At 66.0% G+C, this 15,997-nt stretch carries 17 protein-coding genes; 4 read left to right on the top strand and 13 right to left on the bottom strand.

Features of this window, described 5'->3' with window-relative positions:
* Position 1 precedes the first annotated feature (1 nt).
* The 3 genes from AC1DEZ_RS04560 to AC1DEZ_RS04570 form a co-directional block, all read right to left on the bottom strand.
* On the bottom strand, positions 2–1,039 hold the full coding sequence (locus AC1DEZ_RS04560; protein ID WP_476778814.1) for a lysylphosphatidylglycerol synthase transmembrane domain-containing protein: 1,038 nt from the start codon (positions 1,037–1,039) through the stop codon (positions 2–4).
* Between the two features lie 142 nt (positions 1,040–1,181).
* Positions 1,182–1,556, bottom strand: coding sequence for a CopM family metallochaperone (gene copM / locus AC1DEZ_RS04565; protein WP_476778815.1), 375 nt, complete (start codon positions 1,554–1,556; stop codon positions 1,182–1,184).
* A 73-nt stretch (positions 1,557–1,629) separates the two neighbouring features.
* Positions 1,630–2,055: a hypothetical protein gene (locus tag AC1DEZ_RS04570; RefSeq protein WP_476778816.1), complete on the bottom strand. Its 426-nt coding sequence runs from the start codon at positions 2,053–2,055 to the stop codon at positions 1,630–1,632.
* 28 nt (positions 2,056–2,083) lie between these two features.
* Between AC1DEZ_RS04570 and AC1DEZ_RS04575 the strand changes: the two genes are divergently transcribed.
* Positions 2,084–2,743 carry a GNAT family N-acetyltransferase gene (locus AC1DEZ_RS04575; protein ID WP_476778817.1) on the top strand — a complete coding sequence of 220 codons (660 nt, stop codon included), beginning with the start codon at positions 2,084–2,086 and terminating at the stop codon, positions 2,741–2,743.
* A gap of 124 nt (positions 2,744–2,867) precedes the next feature.
* Here the strand turns inward: AC1DEZ_RS04575 and fliJ are convergent, their stop codons facing one another.
* Positions 2,868–3,272 carry a flagellar export protein FliJ gene (gene fliJ, locus AC1DEZ_RS04580; RefSeq protein ID WP_441511925.1) on the bottom strand — a complete coding sequence of 135 codons (405 nt, stop codon included), beginning with the start codon at positions 3,270–3,272 and terminating at the stop codon, positions 2,868–2,870.
* Positions 3,273–3,504: 232 nt separating this feature from the next.
* Between fliJ and AC1DEZ_RS04585 the strand changes: the two genes are divergently transcribed.
* Complete coding sequence (locus AC1DEZ_RS04585; RefSeq protein WP_476778818.1) at positions 3,505–4,710, top strand: MFS transporter; 1,206 nt, start codon at positions 3,505–3,507, stop codon at positions 4,708–4,710.
* Positions 4,711–4,716: 6 nt separating this feature from the next.
* Here AC1DEZ_RS04585 and AC1DEZ_RS04590 read toward each other — a convergent pair whose 3' ends face one another.
* Both AC1DEZ_RS04590 and fliI read right to left on the bottom strand, forming a co-directional pair.
* Positions 4,717–5,070, bottom strand: coding sequence for a DUF1304 domain-containing protein (locus AC1DEZ_RS04590; RefSeq protein ID WP_476778819.1), 354 nt, complete (start codon positions 5,068–5,070; stop codon positions 4,717–4,719).
* A gap of 31 nt (positions 5,071–5,101) precedes the next feature.
* Entirely contained in the window at positions 5,102–6,448 is a 1,347-nt protein-coding gene (gene fliI / locus AC1DEZ_RS04595) for a flagellar protein export ATPase FliI (RefSeq protein ID WP_476778820.1), read from the bottom strand.
* A gap of 425 nt (positions 6,449–6,873) precedes the next feature.
* Here fliI and ctrA point away from each other — a divergent pair, with 425 nt between their 5' ends.
* The gene (gene ctrA, locus AC1DEZ_RS04600) at positions 6,874–7,575 is read left to right on the top strand and encodes a response regulator transcription factor CtrA (protein ID WP_441511929.1); all 702 of its coding nucleotides are present in this window, start codon (positions 6,874–6,876) and stop codon (positions 7,573–7,575) included.
* A 163-nt stretch (positions 7,576–7,738) separates the two neighbouring features.
* Here the strand turns inward: ctrA and AC1DEZ_RS04605 are convergent, their stop codons facing one another.
* From AC1DEZ_RS04605 to chpT, 6 genes are all read right to left on the bottom strand, one after another.
* On the bottom strand, positions 7,739–8,626 hold the full coding sequence (locus AC1DEZ_RS04605) for a CheR family methyltransferase (protein ID WP_476778821.1): 888 nt from the start codon (positions 8,624–8,626) through the stop codon (positions 7,739–7,741).
* On the bottom strand, positions 8,623–9,741 hold the full coding sequence (gene cheB, locus AC1DEZ_RS04610) for a chemotaxis-specific protein-glutamate methyltransferase CheB (RefSeq protein ID WP_441511931.1): 1,119 nt from the start codon (positions 9,739–9,741) through the stop codon (positions 8,623–8,625). Before cheB ends, AC1DEZ_RS04605 begins: the two co-directional genes overlap by 4 nt.
* Positions 9,742–9,809: 68 nt before the next feature.
* Positions 9,810–10,175, bottom strand: a complete 366-nt coding sequence (locus AC1DEZ_RS04615) for a response regulator (protein WP_038359309.1) — start codon at positions 10,173–10,175, stop codon at positions 9,810–9,812.
* Between the two features lie 30 nt (positions 10,176–10,205).
* Positions 10,206–10,703 (bottom strand): chemotaxis protein CheW, encoded by a 498-nt coding sequence (locus tag AC1DEZ_RS04620; RefSeq protein ID WP_476778822.1) that lies wholly within the window; start codon positions 10,701–10,703, stop codon positions 10,206–10,208.
* Positions 10,700–13,306 (bottom strand): chemotaxis protein CheW, encoded by a 2,607-nt coding sequence (locus AC1DEZ_RS04625; RefSeq protein ID WP_476778823.1) that lies wholly within the window; start codon positions 13,304–13,306, stop codon positions 10,700–10,702. The genes AC1DEZ_RS04620 and AC1DEZ_RS04625 overlap by 4 nt, the downstream gene beginning before the upstream one ends.
* Positions 13,307–13,398: 92 nt before the next feature.
* On the bottom strand, positions 13,399–14,040 hold the full coding sequence (gene chpT, locus AC1DEZ_RS04630) for a histidine phosphotransferase ChpT (protein ID WP_476778824.1): 642 nt from the start codon (positions 14,038–14,040) through the stop codon (positions 13,399–13,401).
* 126 nt (positions 14,041–14,166) lie between these two features.
* Here chpT and AC1DEZ_RS04635 point away from each other — a divergent pair, with 126 nt between their 5' ends.
* A complete protein-coding gene (locus tag AC1DEZ_RS04635; protein WP_441511935.1) occupies positions 14,167–15,000 on the top strand; it encodes a 3'(2'),5'-bisphosphate nucleotidase CysQ family protein in 834 nt (277 codons plus the stop codon).
* A 174-nt stretch (positions 15,001–15,174) separates the two neighbouring features.
* Here AC1DEZ_RS04635 and AC1DEZ_RS04640 read toward each other — a convergent pair whose 3' ends face one another.
* On the bottom strand, positions 15,175–15,945 hold the full coding sequence (locus AC1DEZ_RS04640) for a YHS domain-containing (seleno)protein (protein WP_476778825.1): 771 nt from the start codon (positions 15,943–15,945) through the stop codon (positions 15,175–15,177).
* Between the last annotated feature and the right edge of the window lie 52 nt (positions 15,946–15,997).

A 15,997-nucleotide genomic window follows, 5' to 3' on the forward strand; every position in this document is an offset into this window, starting at 1 on the left:
TTCAGGGCGGCGGTGCGATGCGGGTGCTGCGTTTGAGCTGCGCCCGCTCGAAGGCCAGCACGATAGGCAGCGAGAACACCAGCGGCAGGATAAGATAGAACAGCCGCCAGATCAGCAGCGCGGCGAAGACCGCCGGGGCCGGCACGCCGGGCATGACGGCAAGGAAGACCGCCTCCATCACGCCGACGCCGCCCGGGACCTGGCTCAGAAGGCCGGCCGAGAAGGACAGCAGGAAGGCGCCGAGCACGATCAGGAAGCCCGGATTGCCCTGATCGGGCAGCGCGAAATAGATGATGCCGGCCGCGCCTGCCAGTTCGAGCGGCGCGGCGAGATACTGCCTGATGACGATGGGCAGACGCGGATAGATGATCTCGAACTTGCCGATCTTCAGCGGCTTGAAGCGCAGCCACGAGCCGATCGTATAAAGCGCGACGAAGGCGAGCATTCCGACGCCGATCATGCGCGCCGCGTTGTCGCTGATTGCGAACCACCGCGACATCCGTTCGAGCGGGTGCAGGATCTGCGGTTCGTAGATCAGGACAAGGCCCATCAGGAAGATGGTGCCGAAGGCGAAGGTAAAGGAGCAGAGCGCGACGAGCATTGCAACTTCGGCGGCCGTGAGGCCCTTCGCCGTATAGGCCCGGTAGCGCACCATGCCGCCCGAGAAGACCGAGGCGCCGATATTGTGCGAGAGCGCGTAGGTCACGAAGGAGCAGAGCGAGATATAGAACCAGGAGATGCCTTTCTCCTTGCCGAGATGGATCAGGGCGATCCGGTCGTACCAGGCGAGGGCGGCATAGGCGACGAGCGTCGCGAGCGCGGCGTGGAAGAAGGCCTCCGGCGGGATGACCGCGATCTTGTGGCCGATCCGCTGGGCGATGATCTTGATGCTCTGCCAGAGGCTGGCATCTGTGAGCAGCGCTTCGATTGCGGCGTCGGATCCGGCTTCGGCCTTGAGCTTGCCCCAGAGCAATTCGACCGACCAGACCACCGCGACGAGCCCGATGATCGGCCAGAGATAGTCGAGATAACGTTTCATACAGGCCGCGGGGCTGGGAACTGGTGACGGGTGGCGGGTGGCCCACGTCGTCACCGCTGCGGCGCGAACCTGTCGTTCTCTGTGCCAGCGTGTGGGGGCAAGGGCAAGCGCCCGAAGACGCCTGCCCCCGCGCTGGACTAGGTTATTTGCCGTTCTTCTTCAGCCAATCCTGCATCATCGCGACTTCCTTCTCCTGGTCGCGAATGACGCTCTCGGCGAGTTTGCGGATCTCCGGGTCCTTGCCGTGGGCCAGGACAATGCGCGCCATGTCGATCGCGCCCTGATGATGCGGGATCATGCCGCGGACGAAGTCGGCATCGGCATCGCCGGAGTAGGCGATGTCCATGTCCTTGTGCATCTTCATGTTGGCCGCCTTGTAGGCCTTGGTCGATGCATTCTCGGCCGTCGTTGCGGCAGCGGGCGCGCCGTGCTGGCCGTGATGCTGCTGCGCCTGCGCGGCGCCGCCCAGCGTGCCGGTTGCGAGGAAGGCGGCCAATGCGATTGCTGTACGATTCATCTGTCTTGTCCTTGAACGATGGAAAACGCGGATCGCGCCGGAAAGCGGCGTCATAATCCGTGGAAATTTCGACTCAGATCGCCAGGGCGCGTGGCGGGCGCTCTGCCGGCTCGATGGAGAGCCCCCGGGACAGCATCGCGATCGGCGGGTGCGTCCGCGACCAGACGATCAGCACCGGCAATATCGGGGCCGACGGCGCCTGCGCGATCAGGCCGCAGCCGATGATGCAGCAAGGCGGCGCGGCGGAAACCGGGTGCTTGGCCGCGGTCGATTCGTGACAGGGGGCGGGAGCCTCGGCCCGCTCGCCCGCGCCTGCAGCTGTCGTCTCGCCGTGATGCGACGAGGTGGCCATCGGCATGCGCATCATCGAGGCCGCCAACGTGACATGAGGCAGCACCGCGAAACACATCACCAGCAGCGTGAACAGCCAGCCGGCGGGGCGGCCGCGTCGCGGCCGCCCCGATCCAACCATGGTGTCACGCCGGGCATGCATCATCACGCCATGCTCTTTCGACCGCGATCATGTCATGATCGCGGCGACGACCACTCTTTCGAGCCGCGATCTGCCTTCCATGTCCGAGAGCCTGACCATTACCCTGAACGGAACGACCGATTTGCCGCCGGGCAAGATCGCGACGATCGTGACATCGCTCGAGATGTTCGAGCGGCCGACGCAGCGCTCCAATCCGCCCGGGACCGAGGGCTTCTCGCTCGACCCGATCGATCGGTCGGATATCGAGCGCTATCTGCGCATCTATCGCCGGCTCGGCGAGCGCTGGATGTGGTTCAGCCGCTTGACCAAGCCGCGCGCCGAACTCGAAGCGATCTTCGGCGATCCGGCTGTCACGGTCTTTGCCGTCCGCTTCGACGGGCAGGATGCGGGGTTGCTGGAACTGGATTTCCGTGTGCCGGGGGAGGGGGAGCTCGCCTTCTTCGGGCTCGATGAGCCCGTGGTCGGGAAGGGGGCGGGTCGCTGGCTGATGAACCGGGCGCTTGAACTGGCCTGGGCCCGGCCGATCTCGCGCTTCTGGGTGCATACCTGCACGCTCGATCACCCGGCCGCGCTCGCTTTCTATCAGCGCTCGGGCTTCACGGTGTTCAAGCGCGGGGTCGAGGTCGACGATGATCCGCGCCTGACCGGCAAGCTGCGCAGGGACGCCGTCGAGCACCATCCCGTCATCGCATGAAAAAAGGCAGCGTCCGCGAGGACGCCGCCCTTTTCACTGAATCCCTGGGAACTACAGGATCTTTATTCTATCGCATTTTCCCGACGCGAACCGGTGTCCACTTCGCTCGAACTCTTGAAGCGGGTCAGGCGCGAGAACGCAGCCCGATCGCGTCCATCGTCGCCTGGTCGCGGGCGGCTTCCGCGGCACGCTCGGTCGCGCGCTCGCGATCGTCGAGAATCTCGACCTTCTTCATGTCCTCGAAGGCTTCCTGCAGCTCGGCCTTGGCCTCGTCGAGCTGGCCCTTCAGATTGTCGGCCGACTGGCGCAGGTTGTCGCGGCGGCCCAGAGCCGCCTTGGCATAGGTCGGATAGGCGAAGTGAGACGAGTCGGTGATGCCGGCGCGGGCTTCCTCGGACTGGATCTCCCGATCGAGATCGTTCGCCATCCTGTGGAAGTCGGCGATCATCATCTCGATCTGGCTCACCCGGCGACGTTTCTCGTCCACCTGAAAGCGCTTCAACCGCAGAAGGGTCTCTCGCGACTTCATGTCGTTTCCAACTCCTGATTACGCATTGGCCTCTGCCGACCCCTCGGCGCGGGCCTGAACTCTATCCGCGAGACGTGGCGCAGCATGGCGCAAGGAGGTTGACCTTTCCTTACCGAGACGGGCTGCTTTTTCTGCATGCTCAAGCCGCGTCGCGGCTCCTGCCGCGGCCTGTCGCGATGATCTAGTCACTGAGCCAGCGGCCATTCGGCCCGTTGTCAGCGGATGTCCTGTCTTGGTTGCCTTTCCTCGTTTCGGCGGGCACGGCCCCCTGCTTTTCGGCCTCGCCCTCACGCGCATCATCGGCTGGGGCTCGACCTTCTATTCGCCTTCCGTGCTGGTCAGCGCGCTCGACCGCGATCTCGGCCTCAATGCCGAGATCGTTTTCGGAGGCATCACCATTCTGCTGATCACCGGCGCGCTGGTCGCTCCGGCGATCGGCCGCCTGCTCGACCGCGAAGGCACGCGCCGCTCGATGTGCGTCGGCGCGGTCATCTGCGCGCTTGGGCTCGCCGTTCTCGCCACCGCACAGGGGCCGGTCAGCTATCTCGCGAGCTGGTTCGTCATTGGGCTGGGACATGCGATGTCGCTCGCCAATGTCGGCAACGTCGCGATCGCGCAGCTGATGGGCGAGCGGACCCGGCGCGTCATCGGATTGATGATGCTGGTGACGGGTCTTGCCTCCAGCGTGTTCTGGCCACTGACCGCAGTTCTGATGGATGCTTTCGGCTGGCGCATCACCGTGCTCGTCTTCGCGGCGATGCAGATCGTGATCGTGCTGCCGATCTACGCCGCAGTCCCGCGCCTCCAGCCCGTGCAGCCGGCGGCGAAGGTGACCGGGGTTCCCTCGGCCGGCGAGGAAGGGCGCGTTCCGTCCTCGTCCCGCAAGGCGGCTTTCTGGCTTGTGGCGCTCGCCTTCTCGGCGAGCGGGCTGGTGTCCTGGGGGCTGCCGCTGCACCTGATCACGCTGTTCCAGGAGGCCGGGCTGACGCAGGCGGAAGCCGTCTGGATCGCGACGCTGAGCGGGCCGGCGACGATCGCAGCGCGCGCCATCGATGCCACTGTCGGCGAGCGCCTGCCGGCGGAGAAGACCGCCCTGCTCGGCCTGATGCTGGGGCCGGCGCTATGCCTGGTGCTGCCCTTCGTTCCGATGACGATTGGCGCCGCGGCTGGCTTCGTCATGCTGTTCAGCGCGGCGCTGGGCGTGATTTCGGTGGCACGGGCAACATTGCCACTCGCCCTGTTCGGCCGGAACGGCTTCGCCGCGATGCTAGGCAAGCTCACCGTGCCCCAGAACATGGCCTTTGCCGCCGCGCCGCTGCTCTTCGCAGTGATGGTCGAGCGGCTTGGAGCCGACCTGACGCTGATCGTTTCCGCTGCGATCCAGGCAATCGGGTTCGCCGCGATGTTCGCCCTGGTGCGGATGATGGCGCGGGCCTGAAGCGGCTCAGATACCCATCAGCAGGGCGAGGATGGCGAGGGCCGCCGGCAGCGCCTGGATGTAGAGGATCTTGCGGCTGGCAGTTGCTGCGCCGAAGAGGCCGGCTACGAGGACGCAAGCCAAGAAAAACAGCTTGATCGCGAAGCCCCCGGCACCGAGCCAGAGTCCCCAGGCGAGGCCGGCGACGAGGAAGCCGTTATAGAGCCCCTGATTGGCCGCCAGCACCTTGGAGCGCGCCGCAAATTCAGGCGTCAGTCCAAAAGCCTTGTGGCCGCGCGGCGTATCCCACAGCCACATCTCCAGAATGACGATGTAGATGTGGATAAGGGTGACGACGCCAATCAGAGCCGAGCCGATCATCGATAGGGTTTCCTGTGAGGACGAACCGGCGTCACGCGCTGCCGCTCATGATCGCGTGGAGGCGCTGATAGCATTCGGGCAAGGGGGTCGCGTCGTCCTTGGCCTGCTTGAGGAAGGCCTCAAGCGCCGGATGCAGGCGGATCGCCTCGTCGACCTCGGCCGAAGCGCCCTGGCGGTAGGCGCCGAGCCGGATCAGTTCTTCCATGTCGGCATAGGTCGCGAGCGTCGCGCGGGCCTTCTGCACGGTCGGGTAATAGGCCGGATCGCAGGAGCGGGGCATGGTGCGCGAAACCGATTTCAGGATGTTGACGGCGGGATAGCGGCCGCGCTCGGCGATGGAGCGCTCCATGACGATATGGCCGTCGAGGATGCCGCGCACCGCGTCCGCGACCGGCTCATCATGGTCGCCGCCGTCGACCAGCACGGTGAAGAGCCCGGTGATCGCGCCGTCTTCTGTGCCGGGGCCGGCTCGCTCCAGCAGGCGCGGCAGCTCGGCGAAGACGGTCGGCGTGTAGCCTTTTGTCGTCGGCGGCTCGCCTGCCGCGAGGCCGATCTCGCGCATCGCCATCGCGAAGCGGGTGACCGAGTCCATCAGGCACATCACCTGCAGGCCACGATCACGGTAATACTCTGCCAGCGTCAGCGTGGTCAGCGCCGCCTGCTTGCGCATCAGCGCCGGCTCGTCGGAGGTGGCGACGACGACGATCGAGCGGGCGAGGCCCTGCGGCCCGAGATCCTCCTGCAGGAACTCCTGCACCTCGCGGCCACGCTCGCCGACGAGGCCGATGATGTTGACGTCGGCCTGGGCATAGCGGGCCAGCATCGAGAGCAGGACCGACTTGCCGACGCCGGAGCCGGCGAAGATGCCCATGCGCTGGCCTATGCAGCAGGTCAGGAAGGCGTTGAGAGCGCGGACACCGAGATCGAGTGGCCTGCCGACGCGCCGCCGCTTATGCGCAGGCGGCGGATCGTTGCGGAAGGCATAGAGCGTATCGCCTTGCGGCAGTGGCGGGCCGCCGTCGACCGGCCGGCCGAGCGCATCGACGACGCGGCCGAGCCAGGCGGGGGTGGGGCGCAGGCCGGGCTGAGCGCGGTCGACATGGACCGGGCAGCCACGGCGCACGCCGTCGAGACCGCCGAAGGGCATCACCAGCGCCTTCTCGCCGGAGAAGCCGACGACCTCGCAGGGAACGCGGGTGCCGGCGGCGATCTCGATGCCGACACGGCCACCCAGACTCATCGCGCCGATCGGTCCGGCGACCTCGACGAGAAGGCCGCGCACGCCGATGACGCGGCCATAGATGCTCACCCCCTCGATGTGCTCGATGGCGGAGGCGAGGGCCGAAAGACGGTCATGGCCGTGCGAGGGGGAATTCATGATGCGATGACGTCCTTGCCGGTCGGCGAGGGGGGGGGCAAATCGCCCTTGTGGATGATTTGGTAATGGTTCCTAACAAATTGCGCTCATTTACCAGCCGTTAAGCTCTGTGATTAACACTGCAGATCGAGGCTGCCGCGTGTCGCAGGGCCCTTTGGCCCCGTTTCTCGCAGCATCCCTCCGCGAAAGGGCGCTTTTCGCGGGTGAGAGTTCATCGATCCGTGTCAAATTCGACTCACCTCGACAAGGATCGTTCACTTTCTCCGAGGAAGCGCTTGCGCTCGGGAATCACGGTTTGTTAACCAGTTTCCTCGTAGCGTGTCGCGTGGCGTTTCATTGGGCAAGTGCGTCGTCGCCAAGGGCCGGGAAGGTCCGGGCGAAAGCAACGGTTAACCTGCCCTGCGGGCGAAATTGGGGACGTGGACATGCGGGTTCTGCTGATCGAGGACGATAGCGCGACCGCTCAAAGCATCGAGCTCATGCTCAAATCCGAGAGCTTCAACGTCTACACGACGGATCTCGGCGAAGAGGGCGTCGATCTCGGCAAACTCTACGACTACGACATCATCCTGCTCGACCTGAACCTGCCCGACATGTCGGGTTACGAGGTGCTGCGCAGCCTGCGCGTCGCCAAGGTCAAGACGCCGATCCTGATCCTCTCCGGCCTCGCCGGCATCGAGGACAAGGTGAAGGGCCTCGGCTTCGGCGCCGACGATTATCTCACCAAGCCGTTCCATAAGGACGAGCTGGTCGCCCGCATCCATGCGATCGTGCGCCGCTCGAAGGGCCACGCCCAGTCGGTCATCACGACCGGCGATCTGGTCGTCAACCTCGACACCAAGACCGTGGAAGTCGACGCCGCCCGCGTCCACCTCACCGGCAAGGAATACCAGATGCTGGAGCTGCTCTCGCTCCGCAAGGGCACGACGCTCACCAAGGAGATGTTCCTCAACCATCTCTATGGCGGCATGGACGAGCCAGAGCTCAAGATCATCGACGTGTTCATCTGCAAGCTGCGCAAGAAGCTGGCGAACGCGTCGGACGGCAAGAACTACATCGAGACCGTCTGGGGCCGCGGCTATGTGCTGCGCGAACCTTCCGAGGTCGACGAGCGCATTACGGCCTGACGCATCCCCGTCGCCGGCCCGTCATCGGGCAGTCACGAAGCGATGGCATACAAGTTTTGACCTGATCGTCGGATGTACACGACAGGTCGACGGGACCCCGCCGCGAGGCGGGGTTTTTGTTTTGGCCGACTGCCGACGACGCCGATGTGGCGATGTCCGGCGCTCAGGCGCGCCAGCTCGCCAGCGGTGGCGCAAAGCTTCGATTGGCAAGCGGCGCGGCGTTGCGCGGCTGCGCGGCGAGAGCAGCCTGGCGGTAGAGGCCCCGGTGCTCGGGATCGCAGGTCAGCCTGGTGGCTAGCCCGAGGACCGTTTCCGCTGCGCCGAGAACGAAAGCTCCGTCGGGGACGAGGCGCGGCGCCAGCAACTCCAGGGCCTTCACCTTCGTCGGCACATCGAAATAGATCAGCACGTTGCGGCAGAAGATGACGTCGAACCGGCCGAAATGATCGTTCCGCTCCAGCAGATTGTGATGGCGGAAATCGATCATGCGGCGCAGCCGCTCCGAGATCTGCCATTTGTCGCCGCGCTGCTCGAAATGCTTGAGCAGCATCTGGATCGGCAGGCCGCGTTGTACCTCGAACTGGCTGTAGATGCCCGAGCGCGCCTTCTCCAGGATCTCGGAGGAGATGTCGGTGCCGATGATCTCGACCTTCCAGCCGGCGAGGCGCTCGGCGAGGTCGTCGATGATCATGGCCAGCGAATAGGCCTCCTGTCCGCTCGATACGGCGGCGCACCAGATGCGCAGCGAGCGGCTGGCGGCGTTCGCCGCGATGCGTTCCGGCAGGATCACGTCGCGGAACAGCTCGAACGGCATGCGGTCGCGGAAGAACAGCGTCTCGTTCGTCGTCATCGCATCGACGACAGCGCTTTCAAGCACGCGATCGCGGCCGAGCCGCAACTGGCCGATCAGCGTCGCGATATCGGCGATGCCCCGCCGGCGGCACAGGATGCTCAGGCGGCTTTCCGCCAGATATAGTTTGTCGGGCGTCAGCGACAGGCCCGAGCGCTGCTGCAGCAGCAGGCGCAGGAAGGCGAAATCGGTCTCGGTCATGCCGGCTGCACTCCGCGCACAAGGCAGCGAATCGAGGCGCCGATCTCGTCGAGCGCGATCACGCTGCTGGCATGGCGTGCACGGACGACCGCGCCCGGCATGCCCCAGATCGTGCTGCTCGGCTCATCCTGGGCCAGAACGGCCGCGCCGGCCTTGCGCAGGGCACCGGCGCCCTCCGTGCCGTCGCTACCCATACCCGTCAGAACGAGCCCCATCGTCGCAGCGCCGAGATGGCGGGCGGCATCGTTGAACAGCACGTCGACGGCGGGCCGGCAGAAGTTGACCGGCGCCTCGTCGCCGATCCGCGCGACGATGTGCCCGAGCCGGCGGTCAATGCCGAGATGGCGCCCTCCCGGCGCGACATAGACGGTGCCGCGCATCAAGCGCTCGCCGTCGAAGGGCTCTCGCGCGGGCACGCCGATGTGGCTCGCGATCTGCTCGGCGAAGGAGGCCGTGAACAGCGGCGGCATATGCTGGACGACCAGCGTCGTCAGGTCGTGAAGGCCTTCGCCGATATCGAACAGCACCTTGGCGACGGCGCGCGGCCCGCCGGTCGAGGCGCCGATCACGAGATAGCGCGGCATCACCGAAACCAGGGGGCGCAGATTGACGGGGCCGCCATGCGGAAGATCGACGATGTCGACCTCAGGCGGCAGCGAGCCGGGGCGTGCCGGCGTATGGGCGATGTTGCCGAGCTTGAGCAGAAATTCGCTGCGGAAATCCAGCGACAGCGTCATGCCGGCGCGGCTGTCAGGTTTCGAGACGACGTCCATCGCGCCCTTGGTCATGCATTCCAGCGCGATGCGGGTGTTGCGCTCGTTCAGCGTGGCGGCGAGGAGGACGCCGGTATTGGGGCTTTCCTTGAGGATCTGCGGCAGTGCCGCAGCGCCGTCGACGCCCGGCATGTCGAGGTCGAGCACCATGACGTCCGGCTTGTAGCGCGTCGCATGGGCCACGGCCGTCTCGCCGTCGCCGGCCACCGCCACGACGTGAAAATGGCCGGCTTCCCCCAGCCAACGGGCGAAAAGCCCGCGCACGACAACGGAATCGTCGGCGATCACGACCGTCTTGTGCCGGGTCGGTGGGGCCGGAAGGGGGAGGCGGGACGCCATCATGCTCATGCTGCTTACTGGATCGGCAGTGCCGTCCGACGGAGATCGGGCATCCGCCCCCGCCGGACTGCTCAGAGCAGGCCGACCTGATGGAACTTGGACGCCACGATTTCCTTGTCGAAGGGTTTCATGATGTATTCGTCTGCTCCGGCATGCATGGCGCGCGCGATATGGGCGATGTCGTTCTCGGTGGTGCAGAAGACGACCTTCGGCCGCTTGCCGCCGGGCATCTGGCGCAGCGTGCGCAGGAACTCGTAGCCGTCCATGATCGGCATGTTCCAGTCGAGCAGCACGGCATCGGGCATCTCGCCCTTGCAGGCATCGATGGCGCGTGCCCCATCCTCGGCTTCGGCGATGCGGAACTGAAGACCTTCCAGGATACGGCGTGCGACCTTGCGGATTACCGCTGAGTCATCGACGACGAGGCAGTACTTCATGGTCTGTCTCCAAAGCTTTGGGGCCGCGCCTCAGGCCGCGGCGGGAAGGTCGAGATCGAGGACTGCATCGAGATCGAGTATGACGAGGAGCTCGTCGGCGAGCCGGTGAACGCCGGTCGCCAACGCGGTCCAGACGCGGTCGAGATGAACGGGCAACGGCTCGAAGGTGGAACGGTCCAGCCGGATCACCTCGCCGACGGCGTCGACGATGAGGGCAAAGGCCTCGCCGCGATGGTCGATCCCAATCGCCGTCAGCTCGCCTTGCCCCTGCGCCTCCGGAACCATCCTGCCTAGCCGCTTGCGCAGGCAGATCGCCGTGACGATGCGTCCGCGCAGATTCAGCAGACCGACGATCTCGCTCGGTGCGCGAGGGACGAGCGTGATGCGGTCGGTGATGAAGACGTCCTGTACGCGGCCGATCGGCAGCCCGAGCAACTGCTCGCCGATGCGGATCGTCACGTAGTCGAGCGAGTCGCCGAAACTGGTCGACGCCGCCTGCTGCGCCGTGTCGGGCACCGGAAGGGTCATGCTGCCTGCCTCATATCTGCGCTGCCGGCATTCAGCTCGCTCAGCAGGGCACGGCGATCGAATTTAGCAACGATATCGTCGAGGCCGGCCTGTACGGCCCGCATGTGCAGGTCGGGGGTCGCGCAAGTGGTGAGGCCGAGGATGCGCAGGCGCTCGCTGCCGGCCTGCGCCCGCAGCGCGGTGGCGAAGTCGAACGCCGCTTCGGTCTGCCGATCGAGATCGAGCAGGACGATGCTGAACGGCTGGGCGGCTGCAGTGGGATCAAGGTGGAAATCGGCCGCCATGGTGATCACGTGGCCGGACGCCTTCAGGATCGGGCTCAGCATTTCCCGCAGGAAATCAGACGGTTCGATCAGCAGGACACGGGCGGATGGAGCCGAGCTGCGCCGCACGCCAAACCAGCCGGGTTCGTTCAGCGGCAGGTAATGGGCGAGATCGACGATATCGGTGGCGCGGCCCCGGATCATGGCCGAGCCGATCACGCCGCGCTCGTGGCTGGCGGCCATTTCGAGGTCGAAACTGTCCTCGACGATATCGACGATGGCATCGACCGCAAGCGCGACGGTCAGGTCGCCGTCCGAGACGATGACGAGTGGCTGGATGCCCTGGCTGCGCAACTGCGTTTCCGCGAGCGGCGTGACGGGTACGAGCCGCCCGCGATAATGCAGCAAAGTGCGGCCGCCGCCCCGCTGGAACTGCTCGGCGTCGACCTCCTCGAGCCTTGTCACCAGCGACAGAGGCAGGGCCTGGAGACTGCCGGCTCCGGTGCGGAAGACGAGCATCGTCGTCTTCTCGCTGGCCTGGGCATGAGGGGCCGCGGCGTGCGGCTTCGCCTCGGCCTCGCCCGACAGAACAGCGCCGACCAGGCTGGCGACGCCGTTGGGGTCGACGATCAGCACGACGGCCCCGTCGCCGAGGATGGTATTGCCGGAGAAAAGCGGGATGTGGCGCAGCTTGCTCGACATCGGCTTCACCACGATTTCCTCGGTGTGGAAGACGCTGTCGACGAGGATCCCGAATTGCCGCTCGCCGATCTGGGTGATGACGATGAAGCCCTCACCGTCAGCGGCCTTGGGCGCGCCCATCAGCTCGGGAAGCGAAATGATCGGAAGCAGCCGTCCGCGCAGCCGCAGGACCGGAGCGCCGTTGATCTCCTCGATGCGGTTGTCGTCCCCCGCCTTCACCCGCACGAGCTCGCGCACCGCGATCTGCGGGATCGCATAGCGGTCATTGCCCGCCACCACGATCAAGGCGGAGATGATCGCCAGCGTCAGCGGGATCTTGATGGTGATGGTAGTGCCGAAGCCGGGACGGCTGGCGACGTCAATCATCCCGCCGATCGAATCGACATTGGCCTTGACCACATCCATGCCGACGCCGCGGCCGGAAACCGCCGTCACATTATCCACGGTCGAGAAGCCGGGCAGGAAGATGAAGCGGCTGATCTGGGCGTCGCCGAGCTTCTCGATCTCGGCTTCGGTCGCAAGGCCCCGGGCGATGGCCTTGTTCCGGATGCGTCCGACATCGAGCCCGCGCCCGTCATCCGCGATCGAGATCGTGACGGAGCCGCCCTCATGATAGGCGGAAAGCCGGATCGTGCCCTGTTCGGGCTTGCCGGCTGCCCGGCGTTCCGCCGGAAGCTCGATCGCATGGTCGGCGCAGTTGCGGACCATGTGGATGAGCGGGTCCTTGATCAGGTCGAGGATCTGGCGGTCGAGTTCGGTTTCCGCCCCATCGGTCACGAGTTCGATGCGCTTGCCGAGTTCGGTGCTGAGGTCGCGGACGATGCGCGGCAGCTTCGACCAGGCGTTGCCGATCGGCTGCATGCGGGTCTTCATCACGCCGTCCTGCAACTCGGCGGTGATCAGCGAGAGGCGCTGCAGCGGCGCCTTGAGCTTGGCGTCCTCCTGCTGACGGGAGACATCGAGGAGCTGGTTGCGCGTCAGAACGAGCTCGGAGACCATGGTCATCAGATGCTCGATCGTGTCGACATTGACCCGTAAGGTCGCCGGGCCGCCGCTTCGCGGGGATGACGGGCCATCTTCGGAATGCGTGGGACTTTCGCCGCTTTCGATACGGCCGTTGCGGTCGCGCTGCGGCTCCGGTGCGCTGCGAAACACGATGTCGTCCGTTGCAGCCTTGGCGTCAGCCTGGCCATGCCGGGCGAGATAGGCGGCGACGGGATCGATCGGCTCCTCGGCCGGGTACGCGTGGTCGAGTTCGCCCCTGGCGCGGTCGGCCAGAGCCTGCAATTCGTGGATCAGCGTCTTGTCGTCGCCCTCCGGCTCCTGCCCCTTCTCGGTCAGCTCGGCGAGGATGTCCTTGATGCGGTCGATGGTTTCGAGAATGGCGGTGACGGCGCTCGGCTTCACCGTCGCGCCGTCACGGAACTGCCCGATCACCGACTCGGCCGCGTGGGTCAGCGCCTCGAGCCGCGGCAGGCCGATGAAGCCGCAGGTTCCCTTGACGGTGTGAACCAGCCTGAAGATGTTGCGCAGGATATCCCGATCGTTCGGGTCCTGCTCGAAGCGGACGAGCTCCCGGTCGACCGTATCGAGGTTCTCGCCGGTCTCGGTCAGGAACTCTTGCAGCAACTCGTCCATGCAGGAACATCACTCAACGCGAAACCCTCCAGGAACCAAAGCACGAGAAGGGTTTATGATCGGTTGAGATCGCCCGTCGACTGATTTCGGTTTCAGGCCGCCTTGGCTGCCTTGATGGTCACGGTCTCGCCGTCGATCGAGACGGAAACCTCCATCCCTGCGGCGCGCGCCACCATGCCGGTATAGACCGGCTGGACGGCATGGGCGTCGATCGTGCCGCCCGGCGCATTGCCGGCGAGCAGTTCCTCGACATGGGCGGGGATGCGGGCATGCGAGCCCGTGGCCTTGATCTCGAAGCTGCCCTGTTCACCCTCGACGCTGGCTCGCGAGACAAGCTTGCCGCCGCGCGGCACCGCCTGGGCTGCGATGACCAGCAGGTTCAGCAGGAGCTTGACCTGGTTCTTCGGCAGCAGGGCGCGCGGCGCATCCCAGTCGAGCGACAGTTTCTCGTCGTTCAGGAAGCCGTTGGCGACGTTGCCGGCATCGCCGAGATCGATCATCGCGCCGGCCGAGCCGGCTGCGCCGAAGGCGAGGCGCGCGAACTGCAGGCGGGCGGAGGCGTTGCGGGCGCTCTTCTTGATGAGCTCGAGCGCAAAGTCGCGCATCGAGGGATCGTCTTCCTCGAGAACCTCCAGAGCGTTGACAATCGCGCCGACCGGGCTGATCACGTCATGGCAGACGCGGCTGCAAAGAAGAGCGGCCAGATCGAGCGAGTCGAGCGAGATGGCGGTCATGGGGGCGAAATCCTGGGATGGCGATGCGCCGAGGGTAGGGCGGCAATGCCGCCAGATATGCTGTCATCTTGGTTTTCATGTGGTTAATCGCCATATACCGGGCCAATGTTCGAAGGATGGGCCGCCATGATCGGCCGCGACGATGCCCGCCTGCGCGATTGCGACGGGCTTGGGCGCAAGCTTGCGGAAGCTGCCAGGATCAGTTCGACCGTCCTGCTGGCGAAGCGGGCGGCACGCGATGTGACGCTCAAGCAGGATGGCTCGCCGGTCTGCTCCGCGGATCTGGCTGCCGACCATGCCGCGAAGGATGCGCTCGCGCGCCTTTGCCCCGGCTTCCCCGTCATCAGCGAGGAAACGGCCGACAGCGTCGCGCCGGGAGAGGTCTTCATCCTGCTTGATCCGCTGGACGGCACCCGCGAGTTCCTGGCCGGCGGCGACAGCTACTGCGTCGCGATTGCGGTGGTCTGTGACGGCAGGCCGATCGCGGGCGCGATTGCTGCTCCGGCCATCGGCCGCCTCTGGTTCGCCGGCCAGCACGCCTATGTGCAGGATTTCGCCGCCGACGGCACCGTGCTCGGGGAAGCGCGCCGCGCGGCGGTGCGTGCCTTGCCCAGCGACGGGCCGGTGGCGCTGGTCAGCCGCTTCCATGGCGACGGCCGCAGCGACGGCATCGCCGCGTCGATGTGCTGCCACAAGGGCATCCCCGTCTCGTCGGCGGTGAAGTTCGGGATGATCGCTTCGGGCGAGGCGGATCTCCATGTCCGCTGTGGCCAGACCATGGAATGGGACATCGCGGCCGGCGACGCCATTCTTTCGGCGGCGGGCGGGGTGGTGCTGACGCTTGACGGCGCCTTGCCGCATTACGGCGTGAGCGAGCGGCAGTTCCGCAATCCGCCTTTCGTGGCGGCGTCGAGCGAGGCGCTGGCGCGGCGGGCCATCGCCGGTGATACCGGCTGCTGAGAGCCTTTTTGAGAATTCCCCGAGCCCTCATCCTGAGGAGCCATTCCCTTGGGAATGGCGTCTCGAAGGATGCTCCAGGAGGCTCCGGAGATATCTGGGCCATCCCCTTCGAGACCCGCCTTGCGGCGCTCCTCAGGATGAGGGCTCGGGTCTCCAAAAGGCCTCTCGGAGACCTCAGCGGGCGACGAAACGCAGCACCGATTTCCAGCGATCTTCGGCCTGGGCCAGGAGCGCGGCGCCCTGCAGGAACCGCTGGCGGTTTTCCGCCGAGCGGAACAGGAACAGCCGCGAGCCGATGATCGCGTATTGGCTGGGATCGCTCTCGACAGCGACGCCATTGGCGACGCCCGTCGGGTCGAAGCCGCCGAAAGCGGGCGCGTAGACGCCCGGTGCATCGCGGAAGGCCTCGAGATTGGCCTGCGAGGCGAAGCGCCAGACGATGCCCTCATGAATCAGCTCGTGGTCCGCGAGGCCGGCCGAGGGCCCATTGCCTAAGCGATAGGACACCGGGTCGAAGCCGTTGATGGCAAGGCCGGTGCGCAGGTCGCGCTGCATCACTTTGCCAAGTGCGGGCAGGCTGGGCAGACCGGCTGGCAGCCCCGGTGCCCCCGTCGAAGCCGGAACAACCGGCTCGGCGGAGGTGGTGTTGGCGGACGTCATGGAGACGACGAGGAAGAGAATGGCAATGCCGGCGCAGGTCGCGCTCCAGCGTCGCCTTGTTGCGGCCTTCATCCCCACAAATCCTCGCAATCCCGCATCCCGGGCCGCTCGGCTCTCCGGAATTTTCACGCCTTGGATAGATTTGCAGCGTATCAAACTGGTTACCGAAATGATTCGTTTTCGCCGGACGTCGTTTTTTCGACGCCGGTGCGAGCGGCGGATAGCCCAGAATCGGCCCGCCGTCCGGTCCGCATCGCGCTTGCCCGGAACAGGTTGCCCGGCCACCGAGGCCGGCGCCGGGAGCCCGGGCGATCAAACCGTTCTGGCGTCCGGCCTG

It is taken from the genome of Allobosea sp. 10L422 (assembly GCF_056395345.1).